The organism is Pseudomonas sp. FW305-96 (assembly GCF_058783825.1).
Genome location: NZ_JBYSYW010000014.1, coordinates 15,074 through 33,355, shown reverse-complemented (window position 1 = coordinate 33,355; position 18,282 = coordinate 15,074). Strand labels below are relative to the sequence as shown.

The 18,282-nt window shown below is 63.4% G+C and carries 19 protein-coding genes; 10 read left to right on the top strand and 9 right to left on the bottom strand.

All coding sequences use genetic code 11. From position 1 onward, the window contains the following. Window positions 1–34 precede the first annotated feature (34 nt). Window positions 35–394 carry a hypothetical protein gene (locus AC3WL2_RS12885; RefSeq protein WP_023631137.1) on the bottom strand — a complete coding sequence of 120 codons (360 nt, stop codon included), beginning with the start codon at window positions 392–394 and terminating at the stop codon, window positions 35–37. Between the two features lie 161 nt (window positions 395–555). Here AC3WL2_RS12885 and AC3WL2_RS12880 point away from each other — a divergent pair, with 161 nt between their 5' ends. From AC3WL2_RS12880 to AC3WL2_RS12865, 4 genes are all read left to right on the top strand, one after another. After that, entirely contained in the window at window positions 556–858 is a 303-nt protein-coding gene (locus tag AC3WL2_RS12880) for a DUF1883 domain-containing protein (RefSeq protein ID WP_046855131.1), read from the top strand. Between the two features lie 7 nt (window positions 859–865). Next, the gene (locus AC3WL2_RS12875; protein WP_173862430.1) at window positions 866–1,036 is read left to right on the top strand and encodes a hypothetical protein; all 171 of its coding nucleotides are present in this window, start codon (window positions 866–868) and stop codon (window positions 1,034–1,036) included. Between the two features lie 35 nt (window positions 1,037–1,071). Further along, window positions 1,072–2,145: an NAD(P)H-dependent flavin oxidoreductase gene (locus tag AC3WL2_RS12870; RefSeq protein ID WP_102682878.1), complete on the top strand. Its 1,074-nt coding sequence runs from the start codon at window positions 1,072–1,074 to the stop codon at window positions 2,143–2,145. Between the two features lie 91 nt (window positions 2,146–2,236). Beyond that, window positions 2,237–2,746, top strand: coding sequence for a cysteine hydrolase family protein (locus AC3WL2_RS12865; RefSeq protein WP_102682879.1), 510 nt, complete (start codon window positions 2,237–2,239; stop codon window positions 2,744–2,746). Between the two features lie 73 nt (window positions 2,747–2,819). Here AC3WL2_RS12865 and AC3WL2_RS12860 read toward each other — a convergent pair whose 3' ends face one another. The 4 genes from AC3WL2_RS12860 to AC3WL2_RS12845 form a co-directional block, all read right to left on the bottom strand. Next, complete coding sequence (locus tag AC3WL2_RS12860; RefSeq protein ID WP_102682880.1) at window positions 2,820–2,957, bottom strand: PA0050 family protein; 138 nt, start codon at window positions 2,955–2,957, stop codon at window positions 2,820–2,822. A gap of 49 nt (window positions 2,958–3,006) precedes the next feature. Beyond that, window positions 3,007–3,150: a PA0050 family protein gene (locus AC3WL2_RS12855; RefSeq protein ID WP_023630030.1), complete on the bottom strand. Its 144-nt coding sequence runs from the start codon at window positions 3,148–3,150 to the stop codon at window positions 3,007–3,009. Between the two features lie 219 nt (window positions 3,151–3,369). Beyond that, window positions 3,370–5,568, bottom strand: a complete 2,199-nt coding sequence (locus AC3WL2_RS12850) for an OsmC domain/YcaO domain-containing protein (RefSeq protein WP_102682881.1) — start codon at window positions 5,566–5,568, stop codon at window positions 3,370–3,372. Window positions 5,569–5,697: 129 nt separating this feature from the next. Continuing rightward, window positions 5,698–6,042 carry a hypothetical protein gene (locus AC3WL2_RS12845; protein WP_023630028.1) on the bottom strand — a complete coding sequence of 115 codons (345 nt, stop codon included), beginning with the start codon at window positions 6,040–6,042 and terminating at the stop codon, window positions 5,698–5,700. A gap of 280 nt (window positions 6,043–6,322) precedes the next feature. On the opposite strand from AC3WL2_RS12845, the gene AC3WL2_RS12840 reads away from it, so the two are divergent. Continuing rightward, entirely contained in the window at window positions 6,323–7,003 is a 681-nt protein-coding gene (locus AC3WL2_RS12840) for a phytanoyl-CoA dioxygenase family protein (RefSeq protein WP_102682883.1), read from the top strand. On the opposite strand, the gene AC3WL2_RS12835 is transcribed toward AC3WL2_RS12840, so the two are convergent. Continuing rightward, window positions 6,990–7,193: a DUF1289 domain-containing protein gene (locus AC3WL2_RS12835; RefSeq protein WP_023631435.1), complete on the bottom strand. Its 204-nt coding sequence runs from the start codon at window positions 7,191–7,193 to the stop codon at window positions 6,990–6,992. The genes AC3WL2_RS12840 and AC3WL2_RS12835 overlap by 14 nt on opposite strands. Before the next feature lie 153 nt (window positions 7,194–7,346). Between AC3WL2_RS12835 and AC3WL2_RS12830 the strand changes: the two genes are divergently transcribed. From AC3WL2_RS12830 to nhaA, 4 genes are all read left to right on the top strand, one after another. After that, the gene (locus tag AC3WL2_RS12830) at window positions 7,347–7,799 is read left to right on the top strand and encodes a thiol-disulfide oxidoreductase DCC family protein (protein WP_102682884.1); all 453 of its coding nucleotides are present in this window, start codon (window positions 7,347–7,349) and stop codon (window positions 7,797–7,799) included. Beyond that, window positions 7,796–8,179 carry a DoxX-like family protein gene (locus AC3WL2_RS12825; protein WP_102682885.1) on the top strand — a complete coding sequence of 128 codons (384 nt, stop codon included), beginning with the start codon at window positions 7,796–7,798 and terminating at the stop codon, window positions 8,177–8,179. Before AC3WL2_RS12830 ends, AC3WL2_RS12825 begins: the two co-directional genes overlap by 4 nt. 91 nt (window positions 8,180–8,270) lie before the next feature. Then, window positions 8,271–9,986: a S8/S53 family peptidase gene (locus AC3WL2_RS12820; RefSeq protein WP_256582615.1), complete on the top strand. Its 1,716-nt coding sequence runs from the start codon at window positions 8,271–8,273 to the stop codon at window positions 9,984–9,986. Between the two features lie 439 nt (window positions 9,987–10,425). Further along, window positions 10,426–11,628: a Na+/H+ antiporter NhaA gene (nhaA, locus tag AC3WL2_RS12815; RefSeq protein ID WP_102682906.1), complete on the top strand. Its 1,203-nt coding sequence runs from the start codon at window positions 10,426–10,428 to the stop codon at window positions 11,626–11,628. Window positions 11,629–11,660: 32 nt separating this feature from the next. On the opposite strand, the gene AC3WL2_RS12810 is transcribed toward nhaA, so the two are convergent. Continuing rightward, window positions 11,661–13,076, bottom strand: coding sequence for an aminotransferase-like domain-containing protein (locus tag AC3WL2_RS12810; RefSeq protein ID WP_102682887.1), 1,416 nt, complete (start codon window positions 13,074–13,076; stop codon window positions 11,661–11,663). A 148-nt stretch (window positions 13,077–13,224) separates the two neighbouring features. On the opposite strand from AC3WL2_RS12810, the gene AC3WL2_RS12805 reads away from it, so the two are divergent. Continuing rightward, window positions 13,225–13,695 (top strand): RidA family protein, encoded by a 471-nt coding sequence (locus AC3WL2_RS12805; RefSeq protein ID WP_102682888.1) that lies wholly within the window; start codon window positions 13,225–13,227, stop codon window positions 13,693–13,695. Between the two features lie 30 nt (window positions 13,696–13,725). On the opposite strand, the gene AC3WL2_RS12800 is transcribed toward AC3WL2_RS12805, so the two are convergent. Together AC3WL2_RS12800 and tssM are read right to left on the bottom strand one after the other, a co-directional pair. Continuing rightward, window positions 13,726–14,490: an SDR family oxidoreductase gene (locus AC3WL2_RS12800; RefSeq protein ID WP_102682889.1), complete on the bottom strand. Its 765-nt coding sequence runs from the start codon at window positions 14,488–14,490 to the stop codon at window positions 13,726–13,728. 170 nt (window positions 14,491–14,660) lie between these two features. Continuing rightward, the gene (gene tssM, locus AC3WL2_RS12795; protein ID WP_102682890.1) at window positions 14,661–18,278 is read right to left on the bottom strand and encodes a type VI secretion system membrane subunit TssM; all 3,618 of its coding nucleotides are present in this window, start codon (window positions 18,276–18,278) and stop codon (window positions 14,661–14,663) included. Window positions 18,279–18,282: the final 4 nt, after the last annotated feature.

Here is an 18,282-nt window from a genome sequence, read left to right as displayed (position 1 = left end):
ATACGCCAGCTAATTGCCGATTAACTGAGCTGGATCAAGAACCAGAGATGCATTGGGTGGCGGCCGTGCGCACATCGCCCAGGCGCAGCGGGAAGTTGTTCAACCGCTCGTAGACCTTGATCGCGCTGCCGCTGCCGCGCTTGTCGATATCGAGCAGCGCCGCCGGGCCCACGCCAGCCGTCAGCTTCTGCGGCACGGTCAGGCGCAGGTTTTCACCACGCACCTCCTCTTGCAACGGATCGCGCGTTTCAGCCAGCTTGCGCTTCACGCAGTCGGCGTATTCACGTGGCGTCTTGCCAGAGATCACGTCCAAGGTGGCGTGGGACTGCTCGAGTTCCGTCACGCTGACACAGCCTCCCAATGCCAGCACCGCTGCCGCTACTACCCATTTCATGCACACACTCTCCAACTTCAAAGTCATCCTCTGACCACGTCCAGGCGTTTTTGCTCCCACGTCTGGCGGAAATCTCCTTGGCTTGGTCAGCCCGGGCGCAAGTGTAACCTCACATCGTGATATCTTTCGCGTTTGCAGAAACAATCCTTGCGGAGCGCCCCATGAAATTCGTACACCAGCGCGAACACCTGAACGAGGACGACATCGTCGTCATCGAGTGTTCCCAGCGCTGCAACATCCGCCTGATGAACGACGCCAACTTCCGCAGTTTCAAGAATGGCGGCCGGCATACCTACCACGGCGGCCACTTCGAGAAATTCCCGGCGAAGATCACCGTACCCAGCACCGGTTTCTGGAACATCACCATCGACACCGTGACCACCCGCCCAATCTCCGTGACGCGCAAGCCAACCCTGACCCACAAGATCAAGATCATTCGTCGCTCGTCGTCGAAACTCGGATGAGACCAGCATGACCCAGACCATCAAGTACGTGATCAAGTACAAGCTCGACGGCGAACGCCGCTGGGATTTCGCCCTGATGACCGACGCTTCCATGGCGCAGGCGCAGGAAGCCCTGCGCAAGATCCATGGCGACGACGCCGACAAGATCAGCGACATCCAGGTCAGCAAGGCCCTGTAGCCACTCTGGATCCCACCGCACTCAAGGAGTCGCCCATGAGCACCTGGCCAGACCGCCGCATCCTCGACCTGCTGAACATCGAGCTGCCTATTCTCCAGGCGCCCATGGCCGGCGCCACCGGCTCAGCCATGGCCATTGCCGTCGGTCATGCCGGAGGCCTGGGCGCCCTGCCCTGCGCCATGCTCTCCAGCGAGCAGCTGCGTGGCGAGATCGAAGCCTTTCGCAGCGCCTGCCAGGGTCCGCTCAACCTGAACTTCTTCTGCCACCAACCGCCGGCGCCAGACCCCGAGCAAGACGCTCGCTGGAAACAGGCGCTAAAGCCCTTCTACGAGGAAGTCGGCGCGGACTTCGAGGCGCCGACGCCGGTGTCCAATCGCGCGCCCTTTGACGAACAAAGCTGCAAGCTGGTGGAGGAACTGCGCCCGGAAGTGGTCAGCTTCCACTTCGGCCTGCCAGCGCCGGCGCTGCTGGAGCGGGTCAAGGCGGCAGGTGCCAAGGTGCTGTCCAGCGCCACCACGGTGGAGGAAGCGATCTGGCTGGAACAGCATGGCTGCGACGCGATCATCGCCATGGGCTATGAAGCCGGCGGCCATCGCGGCATGTTCCTCAGCAGCGACATCACCAGCCAGATCGGCACCTTCGCCCTGGTGCCGCAGATCGTCGACGCGGTGAGCCTGCCGGTGATCGCGGCAGGCGGCGTGGCTGATCACCGCGGCCTGCTTGCCGCCCTGGCCCTGGGCGCCTCAGCGGTGCAGATCGGCACCGCCTACCTGTTCTGCCCCGAGGCCAAGGTGTCCCCAGCCCACCGTCACGCCCTGGACAGCGCCTCCGCCAGCGATACCGCGCTGACCAACCTGTTCACCGGCCGCCCGGCCCGCGGCATCAACAACCGCCTCATGCGCGAGCTAGGCCCGATGAGCGCCCTGGCCCCACGCTTCCCGTTGGCCGGCGGCGCGCTCATGCCGCTGCGCGCGATCAGCGACCCGCAAGGCAACAGTGATTTCAGCAACCTGTGGGCCGGGCAGGCGTTACGCCTGGGAAGGCACCTGGGTGCAGAGAAACTGACCCGCGAAATTGCAGGTGAGACCCTGAAGCGGCTTGTCCGGTGAACGCGACACGTTCATAGAATGCCCCTTGCCGCAAAAAACCGGCGTGCGGCGGTATACTCGCCAGCCTTCGAACCTCGCCCGGAAAACCGCCATGCAGCAAGTCCTGCTCATCGTCGATGTGCAATCCACCTTCAGCCCCTCCGAGAAACTGGTGGATGGCATCCGCGTGCTGTCGGCGCATATCCCCACCATCGCCTCGGTCGAGCTGCACGACGAGCAGGTCACGCCTTTCCAGCGCCAGCTCGGTTGGCACCCGGCCAGCGAGGACGTGGCCCTGGTCGAGGCGGACAAGGTGTTCGTCAAGCATGGTTACAGCCAGACCGCCGAGACCCTCGACCACATCAAAAGCCTCGGCGTCGAACGGGTGCTGGTCTGCGGGCTGCAGACCGAGACCTGCGTGCTGGCCGCAGGCTTCGCCCTGTTCGATGCAGGCCTTACCCCGACACTGGTCACCGACCTGACCATGGGTTCCTCGCTGGACCGCTCCGGGCAGTTGGGCATCGACCTGTGGAAGCACCATTTCGGTCACGTCACCACCGCCGCCGAGGTGCTGGCCGGGCTGCACGCCCATCGAGAGGTTCCACGCCCCTCGAATACATAGTGATCGTTGTGCAGCCAGCCCGGCCGTTATCCGCAGCGCAAGCTCGCGCCTGTCGTCTCAGACGGCCATGAGATCAAGGGCACTCGCAGGTGGAAGGCCCGAACACAGGTCCCGCGCAAGGATCTTCGCCCGGGCCGAACACCGGGCACGACGCCTGAGCCGTCACGGAAAAGCCCCACAGCAGCAGTACAGCCAACATGACTTTCTTCATGGGTAAACTCCTGGTCAATGATTGATTCTTCCCTGCACCTTCGCGGTGATCAGCGCTCGCACACGCAGGTCGTCGGGCCCAGCACCGGGCCGGCACAAGGGTCCTCCCACGGCCCCAGCACCGCGCAATCGGCCTGCGCCGTCATCGAGCACATCCACAGCAGTATCGCGCCTGCCAGCATTTTCCTGTTCATCCAACCCTCCTTGGGTCTATCCCTGACAATCCTTCCCCGACGGGCGACAACCGCTCGCCGGGCCCGCAACAGCTAAGACCAACCCTGTTCAGTGCGCAACTGTGGTGCATCGTCGCAGCTGAAGGTCGGTAAAGCGGCAAGGACTAAACGCGAACCGTGCAGGACGCTGATCGAAAAAGAAAGGGCCGCTTTGCGCGGCCCTTGCCATTCAAGACGTGATCAGTTGTACAACCCAGCCGCCCTCGCCCGTGCGGCATGCAGCTTCTTGTAGCTCTCGACCAGGCGCAGGTGGCGGTCCAGCCCCTCGAGCTTCATGCTGGTCGGGGTCAAACCATGGAAACGCACGCTGCCATCCACCGAGCCCAGCACCGCGTCCATCCGCTCGTTGCCAAACATGCGACGGAAGTTGGCCTCGTAGTCGGCCATCTCCAGCTCATCGTCCAGCACCACCTCCAGCACCACGTTCAGCGCCTGGTAGAACAGCCCGCGCTCGACGGTGTTGTCGTTGAACTGCAGGAACATCTCGACCAGTTCCTTGGCGTCCTCGAAGCGCTGCAGCACCAGGTGAATCAGCAGTTTCAGCTCGAGGATGGTCAACTGGCCCCACACCGTGTTGTCGTCGAACTCGACGCCGATCAGCGTGGTGATGGTGGTGTAGTCGTCCACCTCGGCATTGTCCAGACGCTTGAGCAGCAGCTTCAGCGAACGGTTGTCCAGCTTGTGCAGGTTGAGGATGTCGGCACGGAAACCCAGCGCCCGGTTGGTGTTGTCCCAGATCAGGTCCTCGACCGGGTAGATCTCCGAATAGCCCGGCACCAGAATGCGGCAGGCGGTGGCGCCGAGGTCGTCGTACACGGCCATGTACACCTCCTTGCCCAGGTCCTCGAGGATGCCGAACAGCGTCTGCGCCTCCTGCTGGTTGGAGTCCTCGCCGTGGCCCGAGAAGTCCCACTCGACGAACTCGAAGTCGGCCTTGGCGCTGAAGAAGCGCCACGACACCACGCCGCTGGAGTCGATGAAGTGCTCGACGAAGTTGTTCGGCTCGGTCAGCGCGAGGCTGTCGAAGGTCGGCTGCGGCAGGTCGTTCAGGCCCTCGAAGCTGCGGCCCTGAAGCAGTTCGGTGAGGCTGCGTTCCAGCGCCACCTCGAAGCTGGGGTGGGCACCGAACGAAGCGAACACGCCGCCGGTGCGCGGGTTCATCAGGGTCACGCACATCACCGGGAACTCACCGCCCAGCGACGCGTCCTTGACCAGCACCGGGAAGCCCTGCTCCTCCAGCCCCTGGATGCCGGCGACGATGCCCGGGTACTTGGCCAGTACCTCCTGCGGCACGTCCGGTAGGCACAGCTCGCCTTCGAGGATCTCGCGCTTGACTGCCCGCTCGAAGATCTCCGACAGGCACTGCACCTGCGCCTCGGCCAGGGTGTTGCCGGCGCTCATGCCATTGCTCAGGTACAGGTTTTCGATCAGGTTGGACGGGAAGTACACCGTCTCGCCGTCCGACTGGCGCACGAACGGCAGCGAGCAGATACCGCGCTCCTTGTTGCCCGAATTGGTGTCGTACAGGTGCGAGCCGCGCAGCTCGCCGTCGGGGTTGAAGATCGCAAGGCAGTAATCATCGAGGATCTCGGCCGGCAGCGCGTCCTTGGGCCCAGGCTTGAACCACTGCTCGTTGGGGTAGTGCACGAACGCGGCGTTGGCGATGTCCTCGCCCCAGAACTGGTCGTTGTAGAAGAAGTTGCAGTTCAAGCGCTCGATGAACTCACCCAGCGCCGAGGCCAGCGCCGCTTCCTTGGTCGCGCCCTTGCCGTTGGTGAAGCACATCGGCGACTGCGCGTCGCGCACGTGCAGCGACCAGACGTTGGGCACGATGTTGCGCCACGAGGCAATCTCGATCTTCATCCCCAGCTCCGCCAGCAGGGCAGACATGTTGGCGATGGTCTGCTCCAGCGGCAGGTCCTTGCCGGGGATGTAGGTGGTGGTGTCCGACACCGGCATCAGCAATGCCTGGGCGTCGGCGTCGAGGTTGTCGACCTCCTCGATGATGAACTCGGGGCCGGTCTGCACCACTTTCTTCACGGTGCAGCGGTCGATGGAGCGCAGGATGCCCTGGCGGTCCTTCTCGGAAATGTCCTCGGGCAGCTCGACCTGGATCTTGAAGATCTGGTTGTAGCGGTTCTCGGGGTCGACGATGTTGTTCTGCGACAGGCGGATATTCTCGGTCGGAATATCGCGGGTCTGGCAGTACAGCTTGACGAAGTACGCCGCGCACAGGGCCGACGAGGCCAGGAAGTAGTCGAACGGCCCCGGGGCCGAGCCGTCGCCTTTGTAGCGGATCGGCTGGTCGGCGATCACCGTGAAGTCGTCGAACTTGGCTTCGAGACGGAGGTTGTCGAGAAAATTGACCTTGATTTCCATGCGAGGGGGTACCAGGAAGCGGGGCGGAAAATGGCGGGTATTATCCGGGATTCGCCGGTGAATGTCTTGGCATACCGCCGGACGAGCCGCAACGGGTCGCGCGGACCTCTTTCATGGCTTCGCCAGCCCCTACTCCGCCCGAAAGCTCCACACGATCTCGACCACCCGCGAAGCCAGCACCAGGTAAAGCAAACACAGGATCACCTGCAGCGCCGTGTGATAAGGCAGCTTGGCCAGCCGGTGCAAGGTATCGCTGACGTTCAGCAGCAACAACAGTGCCGATACCAGGATCAGCCCCCAGCCGGTAAAACTCGACACCCACAAGCCCAGCAGGATCTGCTGGTCACCGTGAATCGCCTCGGTGCCTGCGGCGAACAGCAGCGCGCACACCAGCAGGTTCTTCAAGTTGTCGAACACCTTGGCACTGAGGTCGGCGTCGAGCAGTGCCAGGTACTTTTGCCAGAGTCTGCGCATGGGCCTCTCCCACGGATACAGGTGATGTACGCAAGTCTAGGCTCTGTACGAAATGTATCTGCACTCGCCCATACTGCGTTGAAACGGGGCTCGGAATGCTCATGTACTCCAGTACACTGCGCTTCCTCCCCCCGTTTCGCCTTGTCTGGCCTTCGCGCAGACACATTCGTACAGACCCTAGAAGTGATTGGCCAAGTGCACGCTACCGTGGCGCTCGCAAAAGCCGACCAGGCTCACTACCCTTGGCCAACACACGACTGACAGGGATAGCGGGAGTGCCATGCCCCATCACCAACAGCTCCACCAGGCGGGCTATGCCCTGCTCCGCCAAGCGATCCCGGCACAATGGCTGGACGAGCTGCGTCGGGTGTTCGAGGCCGGGGTGAAACCCTCGGAGGACTGGCCGGTGCCCCGCGCCGGGGACTGGCGTCATGCGCACCTGGATGGCGCAGCAGCGGTGCAGGCCGTTTGCCGCTTGCCGCACGTGCTGGCAGCGGTTGGCGCGTTGATCGGCGAACGGTTCTTCCTCTACCAGGTCGAGGGACGCGCCCCGGTTGCCGGGGGTGGCCATCAGCGGCTGCACCGTGACCTGTCGGCGCAGCGCCCGGGCGACACGGTGGGGGTGATGGTCTACCTGGATGATTACGGCCCGAACAACGGTGCCACCCGTATCGTCCCCGGCAGCCATCGACCTGCCCCGCACGCGCCACCTTTCGACTTCAGTGATGAATCACGCAGCGTTCAGCTTGCCGGGCGAGCAGGCGACGCCCTGGTGTTCGATGTGGACCTGGTACATGCCGGCAGCCTGAACGTCAGCGGTGCACCGCGTCGCGCGCTGCTGATCGGTTATGCCGCCGACCCGCTGTATGCCGTATTTGAGGAAACCGCGCATCTGCGTGGCGTCCAAATGGACACGCACGAACGCTTCGAACCCTCGGACTACCCGTTCACGACGCCATGACCTGGCGCTTGGCGTTCTTCTTGACGATAGCCTTCATCCGCGCCGCCGCGCGCTGCACGGTCGCCATCTTCTCCGGGCGCTTCATGCCGCGCCATTTGCGGATCTCGTCCCGGGTCCGGCCACAGCTGACGCACAGCTCGCTGTTGAGCTGGCAAAGCGAGATGCACGGATTGTCGATGTCTTTGGCCATGGGGCACTCCGTTGACGGGCGCGTATCATACCGGCTTCGGCCTGCGTGATGCAGGCCAGGGCCTTTGCAGGTGATCCACCCACCGCGCGTGTATGTCCCTTCTCCTACCTGACCGCTATACAATACCGCCCACCGCCTGAACGGAATCAAGCCATGCCCGCTGCCCTGAAACGCCCTACCCCTGCGCCACTGCTTGCGCCAGGAGAAACCGTCTTGCTGTTCGACGGTGTATGCAAGCTGTGCAACGGCTGGGCGAAATTCGTGATCCGCCATGATCGCCATCAACGCATCCGCCTGGCCACGGTGCAATCAGCGCAAGGCCAGGCGCTGCTCGCCTGGGCGGGCCTGCCGATAACGGCGTTCGACACCATGGCGGTGATCCGTGACCAGCACTGCTGGGTGCGCTCCGCGGCGTTTTTCGAAATCGTCCGGCAGCTGCCCGGCGCCTGGCCGCTGTTGCGGGTAATGCGCATCTGCCCGCAGGGACTACGGGACTGGCTGTACGATCGCGTGGCACTCAATCGCTATCGCCTGTTCGGCAAGCATGACCAATGCCTGCTGCCGAGCCCAGACCACCAGCGACGCTTTCTCCAGGGCCAGCCATGAACCGCCTGTGCCAGGTGCACTGGCTGGCGCGCGCCAGCCTGGCGTTCATCTTCGCCTACCACGGGCTGGTGCCCAAGCTGTTGCTCCTCAGCCCCGGTGAGCAACTGCTGCTGCAGGCGCACGGACTCGGGCATGCAGCCTGGTTGTCACAAGTTGCCGGCATAGCCGAACTGGTGCTCGCCGCACTGCTGCTGATGCCGAGCCTGGCCTGGCCGTTGCTGGTCGCCGCAGGCGTGCTGCTTGGGCTGCTGGTGGATGTGGCGGTGATGCAGCCGTCGATGCTGGTGGATGCCTTCAACCCGGTCTCGCTGAACGTGGCGGGCATGACACTGTGCGCCGTGGCGTGGACCTCAAGGCAGGGCCATACCCCTGACCGCTGAACGAAGCGCCCTGCGCAGCAGTCGGAACTGGAGGCCCTCAACAAGGAAACCACCCATGGCCGCAGCGCTTGCCGCCTTCACCACCCTGTCCATGCTGCTCGCAGGCGCGATGGCACAGGCGTCGGAAGGCTTGCGTATCGAAAGCCTGAAACGTTGCGGTGACCTGCTGGACACCCGGCGCCAGGACTGGTGCCTGACCGTCCACGGGCTGAGCCCCCAGCTGCCGACACTGAAACTCGGCAACAAGACGATCCCCTCCAGCGCGGTGGCGCGCGAAGGCGACCGGCTACGCCTGCGGCTGGACAGCAGCGAGCGGCAAAGCGGTCCGCTCTGGCTTGAATATGGCACGCGCACCAGCAACGCCGTATGGCTGACACTGCGCAACAGTCACGTACTGGCCGCAGGGCCAGACGAGGTGGCCAGGAACATGGACGGTCTGACCACGTATGTGAACCTGGTGAGCCTGTTGATCGAGGAGCACCATGATGGTCGTCAGGAGGCCGCACGTCTGGCGGGCAAATACGGGGCCAGCGTCGTCGGCAGCATTGCGCCGCTGAACCTCTATCAGTTGCGCCTGCCGGCACGCAATCTGGAGCAACGCGATGCCTTGGTGTTGCGTCTGGGCAGCGAGGCCAGCGTGGATGCGGTGGTGATCGAAGAGTCGGCGCCGGAACAGGCCGAACACGAACGCACGCACGCCCCGACCGGGGACTCTGACGAGTGGGCGGCGAACCGCTTCCTCGACGCGGTCGATTTCTACCGCCGACGCCTGCCTGGGCAGCAGACTGTCCTCCAGCCACAGCCGTTGCGCATTGGGCTGATCGAGCGCGATGTCGACTTCGACAGCCCGGACTTTGTCGATTACCTCGGTGCCTGCGCCATTCCCCGCACATGCCTGTATGCCCGCGATGCCGAACAACCTGACTCTCATGGCAGCACGGTCGCCGGCATTCTTGCCGCCGGCTGGGACAATGGCGGCAACACCGGTTTCCTGCGCGGCCTGGAACCGGCCAGCGGCGGTTTCGAGGTCATCGTCGAGCGCAACTCCGATGCGGGTATCACCGCCAATATCGCGGCCTCGGTCAACCTCGTCGAAGACGGCGTGCGCGTGCTCAACTGGAGCTGGGGCATCCACCGTGTCGGTACTCGAAACGCCGAGGGTGACGAAGTCGACTCTCTGTTGCGCTCAGGCCTTGCCATGGGCGGCTATGAGGAATTGCTGGAAGAATTCTTCCTCTGGCTGCGCAAGTCGCACCCCGATGTGCTGGTGGTGAACTCCGCCGGCAATGGCTCGACCTTTGCCGGCACCGACGAATACCGCCTGCCCTCCTCGTTCATCACCGAGCAGTTGCTGGTGGTCGGCGGCCACCAGCGCGCCGAGGGTGTCGAGCGCGACGTGGACGACCCGGCCTTTGCCGTCAGGCGCAGCAGCTCGAACATGGACATGCGTGTGGACATCACCGCAGCCGCCTGCACCCACGCCTCGACCCTCGAAGCAGGGCAGCCCGGCGCAGTGCATTGCGGTACCTCCTATGCCACGCCGATGGTCACGGGCCTGGTGGCGGCGATGTTGTCGATCAATCCGAACCTGCAGCCCGAACAGGTGCGCATGCTGTTGCGCCGCAGTGCCATGAGCATCGGTGACCAGCACGACTTCGAACGGATGGATGCCGAGGACCTCACCGCGCCCATCCTGCCGTCGGAGCGCAACTATCAGCTCGGTGACAAGGATGTCGGGCGGTCGGCGCGGCTGGACATGCGAAAGGCCCTCGACCTCGCGCTGAAAAGCCGTGAGCGGGTGCGCTGACAGGATTTCGATGGACAGGTGCACAGGCATCATCCGGACAGCGGTGGTACAAGAAAGTAGTGTCATCTGATGATGGCCGATACCGCGGTGCCGTACCGTGACCTGGCAACATTTGGACGCAAAATGTTGACGCACATCTCCGCCCGCATCGCTAGAATGGCCGCCTGGCGTGTGCTGCGTGCGCCCGGGAGCCTTCCCGAATACGGAGAACATTCATTTGTTTTCCGTGAGATCCGTCTATGTTGCACGCATGCCCCCATTCCCCATGGCCCTTCCTGCCCCGTGTCTTCACGGCGTGGGTTGCTGCGCCGCATTCCCCATCCTTCTTCTCGCCCTTCGCCGCAGTGGCCCGTACAGTCCGGAGCCAGCGTCTCGCCGTGCCCGTTGCCCGCCGCGCCACTGCCATTGCGAGGGTGATGCCATGAACGAGGACCGTTACATGACTGCATCCCTTCCAACCGTCAAGCCGCGCTCGATGCTGCGTCACCTGCTGGCCACCGAAGCGGCCGGCGGCGTATTGCTGATGTTCACCGCCGCGCTGGCCATCGTCATCGCCAACAGCCCCTGGGCCAGTGCCTACCAGCACCTGCTGCACCTGCCCATCGGCCCGGTACTGACCGACAAACTCGGCCCGATGACCGTGCACATGTGGATCAACGATGGTTTGATGGCGATCTTCTTCCTGCTGGTGGGCCTGGAGATCAAGCGCGAGCTGGTCGACGGCCGCCTTGCCAGCTGGGAACAGCGCCGCCTCCCGGCCCTGCCGGCACTGATGGGCATGGCCGTGCCGGCGCTCATCTACCTCGCGGTGGCTGGCGGTGAACCCGGGCTGTCCAACGGCTGGGCGATCCCCGCCGCCACCGACATTGCCTTCGCGGTCGGCGCCCTGGCCCTGCTCGGGCGGCATGCACCGCTGTCGCTCAAGGTGATGCTGGTGTCGGTGGCGATCATCGACGACATGGGCGCGGTGGCGATCATCGCGGTGTTCTACACCTCGTCGCTGAACCTGCTGGCACTGGCCGCTGCCGCCGGCATCATCGCCATCCTGCTGGCCTGCAATCGCCTGCGCGTGGTCAGCCTGTGGCCCTACCTGATCGGCGTGGCCGCGCTGTGGTACGTGACCCTGCTGTCGGGCGTGCACGCCACCATCGCCGGCGTGGTCGGAGCCCTGCTGATCCCCTACAGCACAGGCAGCAGCGAGGCCCGCGAGGCCAGCCCGCTGCTCAGGCTGGAGCATGGCCTGGCGCCGTGGGTCGGTTTCCTCATCGTACCTGCTTTCGGCTTTGCCAACGCCGGCGTCTCGTTCGGCGATCTAGGCCTTGGCGACATCTTTGCCCCGCTGCCGCTGGCCATTGCCCTGGGCCTGCTGCTGGGCAAGCAGCTCGGCGTGTTCGGTGGTGTACTGCTGGCGGTCAAGACCGGCTTGGCCAGCAAACCCCAAGGCGCCAGCTGGCTACAGATCTACGGCGTGGCGATGCTCTGCGGTATCGGCTTCACCATGAGCCTGTTCATCGGCGAACTGGCCTTCCCGGGCCAGGCCGAGAAGATCGATTCAGCCAAGATCGGCATCTTGTTGGGCTCGCTGCTATCGGCAGTGATTGCCTGCCTGATCCTGCGATTTGCGCCCAAGCAGGCCGATTGAAGTAGCCCCGGGGCCCGCGCCTGCTCGACAGCTCAGTGGCTGTCGAGCAGGCGCAGAAAGGTGTCGCGGACCTTCACATTGTCACTGTGACCGACATTGAAACGCATGAACGCCCGGGCATCGGCCTGGGCGCTCAGCAAGGTGCCGGGTGACAGCACCAAACCATGTTGCAAGCCGCTCATGGCAATAGCCTCGCCATCGACACCGGCGGGTAGCCGGGTCCACAGGAACAGCCCCTCCCCTTGGCACGACGCCACCTCGCACCCTGCCTCGCGCAACCAGCCAGCCACCCGCCCGCTGGCCTCATGCAGCCGGTCGACGACCCTGCGCGTATGCCGCTCATAGCTCCCTTCGGTCAGCAGGCGATGAATCACCTGCTCGGTCAGCTCGGACGTCACGCCGCCGCACTTCATCTTGAGCAGCGTCAGTTGCCCCGCCAATTCGGCGCCCACGGCCAGGTAACTGACGCGGCAATTGGCGGTGAGGGTCTTCGAGTAGCCGCAGACATAGCTGACGTTGTCCAGCCCACCCACCCCCGCCAGCCGGGGCGTTCGTTTATGCTGGATATCGCAGTACAGATCATCTTCGATGACGTGCACGCCATAGCGCTGGCACAGCTCCAGCAGGCGGTGGACCTGTGCTGCCGAAAAGGAATGCCCCGTTGGATTGTGCAAGGCACTGTTGGTCAGGTAGACCCGCGGGCGATGGGCAATCAGCAGTTGCTCGAAGGCCACGAAATCGATGCCTTCCACCGATCGCGCCACGCAAACCGGGCGGGCGCCGTGGTAATGCAGGTTGGCGCGGAAGTTGAAATAGCACGGGTCGTCGACCATGACGCTGTCCCCCCTGCGAAGGATCAGGCGCATCAGCATGTCCACGCCTTGCATGGTGTTGGCGGTGGTGACGATCTGCTCGACCGGAACATCGATGCCCAAAGTGCCGAGCTTGAGGCGCAGCCATTGACGCAGCGGCAGGTAGCCTGCCGCCGAGCCATACTCTCCCATGCGCAACTCGCTGGCCCGCAGGCACCCGCGCATGGCCTTGAGCAGGGTATCCACGGGCATCCATGAGGGCGGCAGGAAGCCGCAGCCGGGACGCAGCATGCCGTTGTCCGTCAGCAGTGCGTGACGGAGCACGCTCACCGGGTCCTGGGGCAGCAGATTGCGCACAGCCTCCGTGCCCATGGCCTGGGCATCGCGTGCCACATAGTGGCCAGCGCCCTGGCGCGATACCACCAGCCCGCTGGCGCGCAGTCGGTCCAGGGCCTCGACCACCGTGGACTTGCTCACGCCCAACAGCTCGGTCAACTCACGAATGGGCGGCAACCGCACCCCTGGGGCCAAAGCCCCATTTCCGATGGCTTCGGTAAAACCCTCGGCAATCTGCTGCACCAGCGGTTGCCCCGACTGGAGTTCGATCGCGGCGATCACGGCGCGCTGTCGCTGCATTGTACTGGTCGTCCCGGCAGTAAAGTTCAGAGGTTTCCATCCGAAGTTGCCCTGCCCCTGCGGCCAGCGCCTATCTACTATGCATCGGCATCCGGCTTGCGCCTAGCGCATACCGCCCCGAGGCCATGAAGAGACCGAGAAGCGCCCTATGTCCCGTGAAGCACAGTTTGCCGCGATACTTGATCAGCTGGGTTACACCTTCGAAGCAGGGTTGAAACTCGGTGGCGACTACGCCGCCACCGTGCGCCATGAAGGCGTTGTGTACGTCAGCGGGCAGATCCCGCGCATTGACGAAGAGGTGATCCACCCCGGCCGGGTGGGGAGCGAAGTCAGCCTGAAGGATGCACGCACCGCGGCCATGGTCAGCGCCCTGCGCTGCCTGGCATTGGTGCGTGAACGGGTTGGCTCACTGGATAACATCCGCGCCATCCTGCGCATGACCGTGTTCGTGCAGTCGGCCGAAGCGTTCACCCGGCAGAGCGAGGTGGCCAACGGTGCTTCGCAGGTCTTGTACAGTGTGTTTGGCGAAGCCGGCGCTCATACACGAACTTCGGTCGGCGTGCTCAGGCTGCCGAAGAATGCCCCCGTGGAAATCGACCTGATCGCCGCGGTGACGTAATGATCCAGCCAGGGCACGCTACCGTCCGCCTCAGCCGCGCACCACCGATACCCCGCCATCCACCACCATCGCCGACCCGGTCATGAAGCTTGATGCGTCCGAGGCCAGGAACAGTGCCGCCTCGGCGATTTCCTCCGGCCTGGCCAGGCGTTTGAGGGCGTGCAAGCCTTCGACATGGGTCTGGGCCTCGGGGCTGCTCATCACACTGCGGCCCATCGGTGTGTCGGTACCGCCCGGCAGCAACGCATTGGCGCGTATACCCCGGGCGCCCTGCTCCGCCGCGATGACCTGGACCAGGCCGACCAGGCCTGCCTTGCTGGCCGCGTAAGCGGCCATGCCCGGCATGCCCACCGTGTGGCCGACGAAGGTCGAGGTGAAGATCAGCGAGCCACCGCCACGGGCCAGCAACGCCGGAATCTGCACCTGGGCGCCGAGGAAAGCGCTGGTCAGGTTGGTGCGCAAGGTATGTTGCCAGGCGTCCAGCGTCAGCTCGGGAACGGCAGCCAGCTCACCGAGGGTGCCTGCATTGTTGAAGGCGATGTCCAGGCCACCGAAGCGCGACACCGCCGTGTTCACCAGCTCCCTGGCCAGCGCCGCGTCGGTGATGTCACCGGCCACCGTAAAGACCCGGCCGTGTCCGGCTGCCGTGAGGTCCGCCGCCAACTGCTCGAGCTCGGCCTGACGCCGCGCGGTGAGCACCAGATTGGCGCCGTGCCGGGCGAACAGTTTCGCCGCCGCACGGCCGATGCCGGAGCTGGCACCGGTGATGATTGCCACTTTGCCTGCCAGTTGCATGATCTGTACCTCGTCCTGAAGGTGATTTGCAGGGTGCGCGGGTACTATCGGGTGCGGTGCGGGGGGATGCTCTCCGTTTCTTGCGGACTGGGGTCGGCTCAAGTTGCTCGATCGCCTGGGTACAGTAATGTAAAGCTTGTACTCGCTCTTCCTTTTGTATCGCCCACTCCTTACATCACAGGTGCGACCGTCTGTCCGACTAGAGTCTCCCTGGATGGCTGTTGCAGTAACCCGCGCGGCAAGCGGAAACCTTTGAACGGTTGTTGAGTAATTGGGTTGAAGGCCTTCTCTGCGCTGATTCGGTAGCGCATCACACCATCACCAGTCCTGAAACTCAGATCCACGCTGGTCGCCGTCCGCCCGTTGAGCGAACCGCGACTGAGCAGGCGAAACATGGACCATGGCCCTCGGTACTCCAGGCTGCTGCTGTTGCCGTTCTGCCTGAGCAGCGTCAGGTTGCTACGCACATGTTGCCCAAGCGTATTGGGCCAGATGATGCCGGTGATCTGGCTCGTGCCATGGGTGTAGGAAATCAACTGACCGTCCAGATCCAGCAGGCTGGTGCGCTGGTTCGCACTCAGCCCTAACGGCTCGATACTGAACTGCACACTCAAGTTGCCGCGCTGATCGAAGAACGTTTCGCGAATGCGGTCTGCCAGTTCCAACTGCTCGATCACATCGCTGCGGATCAGGGACTGCCCCTGCTGGCCGGTTTGCAGGGCTTCGAGGTTGTCCTTCAGGAACACCTTCAGATACTGCTCATTGAACTGCTGCAGCCGGCCCTTCGGCCCGAAGAACGCCTCGAAGTCATCCAGGGACGCGTCGGGGGCCCTGGCCACGAAGGGGTATCGACCTGCCAGGCGCTGCTGGAAGAAGCTGTACACCTCGGCGTCCCAGCGCCGTTCCAACTCGCGCAGGGCTTCAACGTTCAATACCTGTGCCGTTTGATCAGCCACCTTTCGGACCTGGTGGTTGATCGGCTCAGGCAAGCCGGTGGATACCCGTTGCAAGGTGCCGATGGGGTCATGCCCGGTCATCGAGAAACGCTGATGCACGGCCTGCAGTGCAGCCTTGCCTCGGTCCGGGCTGTCCTGCACCGCCTTGGCGTAGTCGTGCACGGCTGCGATAGCAGCCAGGGTTTCATCGTAGTAGCTAGGCTTCTCTGCCGTTACCTGCAGCATCGCGCTCAGCCCGGCAAAGGCCCTTTGAATCGTCCACGCCTGCTGATGGTCAGGCTTACTACTTGTCGGTGGCACTGTCTTGGCTTCATCTGCCACCTCAACAACGCCAAGCGATGAGAGCGACGTGTTGTCCCTTACCGTATCGAGCAATCGATGCAGCGGCGCCGCAGGCCCCGTCAACTGCTGCAGGATCGCGACACCATGGTCCAGGTCACGGAAATCAGCCACGCTGAAAGCGTTGAGGGCACGGCGCCAACTGTCAATGTAATCGGCGCTGTATAAATTGCGCAGCCGTTCGCTCAGTGTCTCCCTGTCGGCGTCCGAATAATCGAGCTGGCTACGCTCGCCCAGCGCCCATTGGTCAATCATCGCCAAATCGGCGAAGCTCTGACTGCGTGGTTCGAAGTACTCCTTGAAACCTTTGGCAGTGAGCATCGGCGCTAACAGCACATCATCACCCTTCCTGGCGCTCATGGACGGCTGATACACCACGTCGAAGGCAGGCCCAACCTGATGACGCAAGTCCAGTCCGATGTGCAACTGTTCCCCGGCCTGTTGTTTCAGGCCGGCGTAAACCCGCTCGGGTAGCGGCACCTTGCGCAGCGCTGCCTGCGCCACGGCGACACGTTGGCTGTACTGCGGCAGGTCGGTATCGGCGTAGGCCAAGGCGTACTTAAGGTGCCGCATGAGGTCGCGCTGCAGTTGCCCCTGGCCAGGGAATTTCTGCTGCCATTGTCGGGTCATCCACTCTTCGACCCATTCGGTGCGGCGGTTCTGACGGTCTTCCAGCATGCGGTAAACCCTGAGGGCAGCCATTTGCTGCTCACTGCCTGGCGGCGCCGCATCCATGGCATCGATCACACCACTGGCCAAGGCCGGCAGGAACCGCTTGGAGAGCAAGCTGAGATATGCCTCATCCACACGCGGGCCGATAGCGCGCCCCTGATACAGGCCAAAATCGGAAACACCCGGCCATGCAGTGCGGTAGTCGCCAAAAACCGATACCGCATCGCGAATCTGGTCCAGCGGCTCCAGCAGATTGCGTCCGGTAGGATCCAGACGCTGGTCCACCTCGTGATGGCTGTACTCCCTGCTTTTGGCAAGCACGTTGGCGGCTTTGTCGCCATTGATGTCGAAAAAGCGCTGCCAGCCGGCGATGGCGACACAAAAAGCCAGCATGCCTACCCCTGCGCCCACCCATAGGAGTTGGCGCTTGCTGCGTGCCACCTTGATGTTATCCCCAGCAAGTCCGGCTTCCTTATAGATGACGCGCCCGAACGCATGCTGGATGAAGTATGGCAGCGCCTTGGTTTGCGCCTTGCCCTCGAGCAGAGGGAGCTTCGTCTTGTAGGGTTGCGCGGCCTCGCGCACGAACGCATTGAACATGTCACCTTGCTGGATGACCGAGGACCAGTACACTCCGCGCACCAAGGCTGGCGTGGTGTAGCGATCACTGGCCAGCGCTTCTTTCAGGAACTCCAGCAATATTGGGCGCAAGCCGATCAATTGGGCATGCAATGAGAACAGGCGCGCGCGCTGCGGAGCACTGTCCAGCGCATCGAGCCGATCCACCACCTGCTCGAACAGCTGGCTGATCAACTGTTCGTAGTGATCGCCATACTCCTCCAGCCAAGCGTCGAACGTGCCGATCGCATCCAGCTTGAACGTGAAACCGAGCATTTTTTCCCGCATGGAAACGGAAAGCCCGGCATAGAGCTGGTCGAACCCGTCCAACAGGTCGAACTTGGTCAGCACCACATACAGCGGCAGCCGCGAACCCAATTGACTACTGACCTCGTACAGACGGGTGCGCAACACATGCGCCAAGGCAATGCGCTGCTCGGGTGTGCCATGCAATAACGCGGGTAAGTCGACTACCAGTAATATGCCATTTAGGGCTCTCTGGCTGCGGCTGCGCAACAACCAGTCCAGCAGGTGCTGCCACAGCCTGGCCGAGGTTGCAGGTGGCACTTGCTGCCTGGCTGATTCGTCGACAGGCGAGCCTGCCAGCGACTCCTGCCTGATGAACGCCCCTGGCGGATCGATGATCACCGCATCATTGCTGAGCCACCAACCTATCGGAAAGGCCAGCGCTTGGGCCTGCCTGCCCCGTGCCTGTGCCTTGTCGATGCGGGTCAGGGAAAAGCTTTGTTCTGTGCGATCGATGAAGCTGGTCTTGCCAGCATGTTGGTCGCCTATCACCAAGTACCAGGGCAATCGATACAACGCACGTCGCCCGCCTGCGCCATCGAGAAATCGCGAAAGTCCTTGGTCCAAGGCTTTCTCTTGCGCCTGAACCAGCGGCAATACGCTGTCCAGCTCAGCGGCCACCGCCTGCTTGCGCTCAGCCTGCAGGCGACCGTATCGCCTGCGCAGCACCACTAGCCAGCACAACAGCGGCACCAGCACGAGTACCAGGCTGGCCAAGCTGCGATGCGCCATGCTGGCCAGCGGGTGCTGTTCACGCCACATCCACTGCGGCCCAAGCCACCAGATGGCGCCCAGCATCAGCACGGTACCCAGCACAAGCAGCAGCGGCATGGCCAGGCCGATCCGAGTCATCAGGGGCAAACCCCAACGTTTCAATAGCTTCCATAGTTGATTCATGGGG

What these genes read in the sequence shown, in the direction of transcription:
- AC3WL2_RS12885 (WP_023631137.1), bottom strand. Translation starts at nt 394, where the DNA reads ATGAAATGGGTAGTAGCGGCAGCGGTGCTGGCATTGGGAGGCTGTGTC.
- AC3WL2_RS12880 (WP_046855131.1), top strand. Translation starts at nt 556, where the DNA reads ATGAAATTCGTACACCAGCGCGAACACCTGAACGAGGACGACATCGTC.
- AC3WL2_RS12875 (WP_173862430.1), top strand. Translation starts at nt 866, where the DNA reads ATGACCCAGACCATCAAGTACGTGATCAAGTACAAGCTCGACGGCGAA.
- AC3WL2_RS12870 (WP_102682878.1), top strand. Translation starts at nt 1,072, where the DNA reads ATGAGCACCTGGCCAGACCGCCGCATCCTCGACCTGCTGAACATCGAG.
- AC3WL2_RS12865 (WP_102682879.1), top strand. Translation starts at nt 2,237, where the DNA reads ATGCAGCAAGTCCTGCTCATCGTCGATGTGCAATCCACCTTCAGCCCC.
- AC3WL2_RS12860 (WP_102682880.1), bottom strand. Translation starts at nt 2,957, where the DNA reads ATGAAGAAAGTCATGTTGGCTGTACTGCTGCTGTGGGGCTTTTCCGTG.
- AC3WL2_RS12855 (WP_023630030.1), bottom strand. Translation starts at nt 3,150, where the DNA reads ATGAACAGGAAAATGCTGGCAGGCGCGATACTGCTGTGGATGTGCTCG.
- AC3WL2_RS12850 (WP_102682881.1), bottom strand. Translation starts at nt 5,568, where the DNA reads ATGGAAATCAAGGTCAATTTTCTCGACAACCTCCGTCTCGAAGCCAAG.
- AC3WL2_RS12845 (WP_023630028.1), bottom strand. Translation starts at nt 6,042, where the DNA reads ATGCGCAGACTCTGGCAAAAGTACCTGGCACTGCTCGACGCCGACCTC.
- AC3WL2_RS12840 (WP_102682883.1), top strand. Translation starts at nt 6,323, where the DNA reads ATGCCCCATCACCAACAGCTCCACCAGGCGGGCTATGCCCTGCTCCGC.
- AC3WL2_RS12835 (WP_023631435.1), bottom strand. Translation starts at nt 7,193, where the DNA reads ATGGCCAAAGACATCGACAATCCGTGCATCTCGCTTTGCCAGCTCAAC.
- AC3WL2_RS12830 (WP_102682884.1), top strand. Translation starts at nt 7,347, where the DNA reads ATGCCCGCTGCCCTGAAACGCCCTACCCCTGCGCCACTGCTTGCGCCA.
- AC3WL2_RS12825 (WP_102682885.1), top strand. Translation starts at nt 7,796, where the DNA reads ATGAACCGCCTGTGCCAGGTGCACTGGCTGGCGCGCGCCAGCCTGGCG.
- AC3WL2_RS12820 (WP_256582615.1), top strand. Translation starts at nt 8,271, where the DNA reads ATGCTGCTCGCAGGCGCGATGGCACAGGCGTCGGAAGGCTTGCGTATC.
- nhaA (WP_102682906.1), top strand. Translation starts at nt 10,426, where the DNA reads ATGACTGCATCCCTTCCAACCGTCAAGCCGCGCTCGATGCTGCGTCAC.
- AC3WL2_RS12810 (WP_102682887.1), bottom strand. Translation starts at nt 13,076, where the DNA reads ATGCAGCGACAGCGCGCCGTGATCGCCGCGATCGAACTCCAGTCGGGG.
- AC3WL2_RS12805 (WP_102682888.1), top strand. Translation starts at nt 13,225, where the DNA reads ATGTCCCGTGAAGCACAGTTTGCCGCGATACTTGATCAGCTGGGTTAC.
- AC3WL2_RS12800 (WP_102682889.1), bottom strand. Translation starts at nt 14,490, where the DNA reads ATGCAACTGGCAGGCAAAGTGGCAATCATCACCGGTGCCAGCTCCGGC.
- tssM (WP_102682890.1), bottom strand. Translation starts at nt 18,278, where the DNA reads ATGAATCAACTATGGAAGCTATTGAAACGTTGGGGTTTGCCCCTGATG.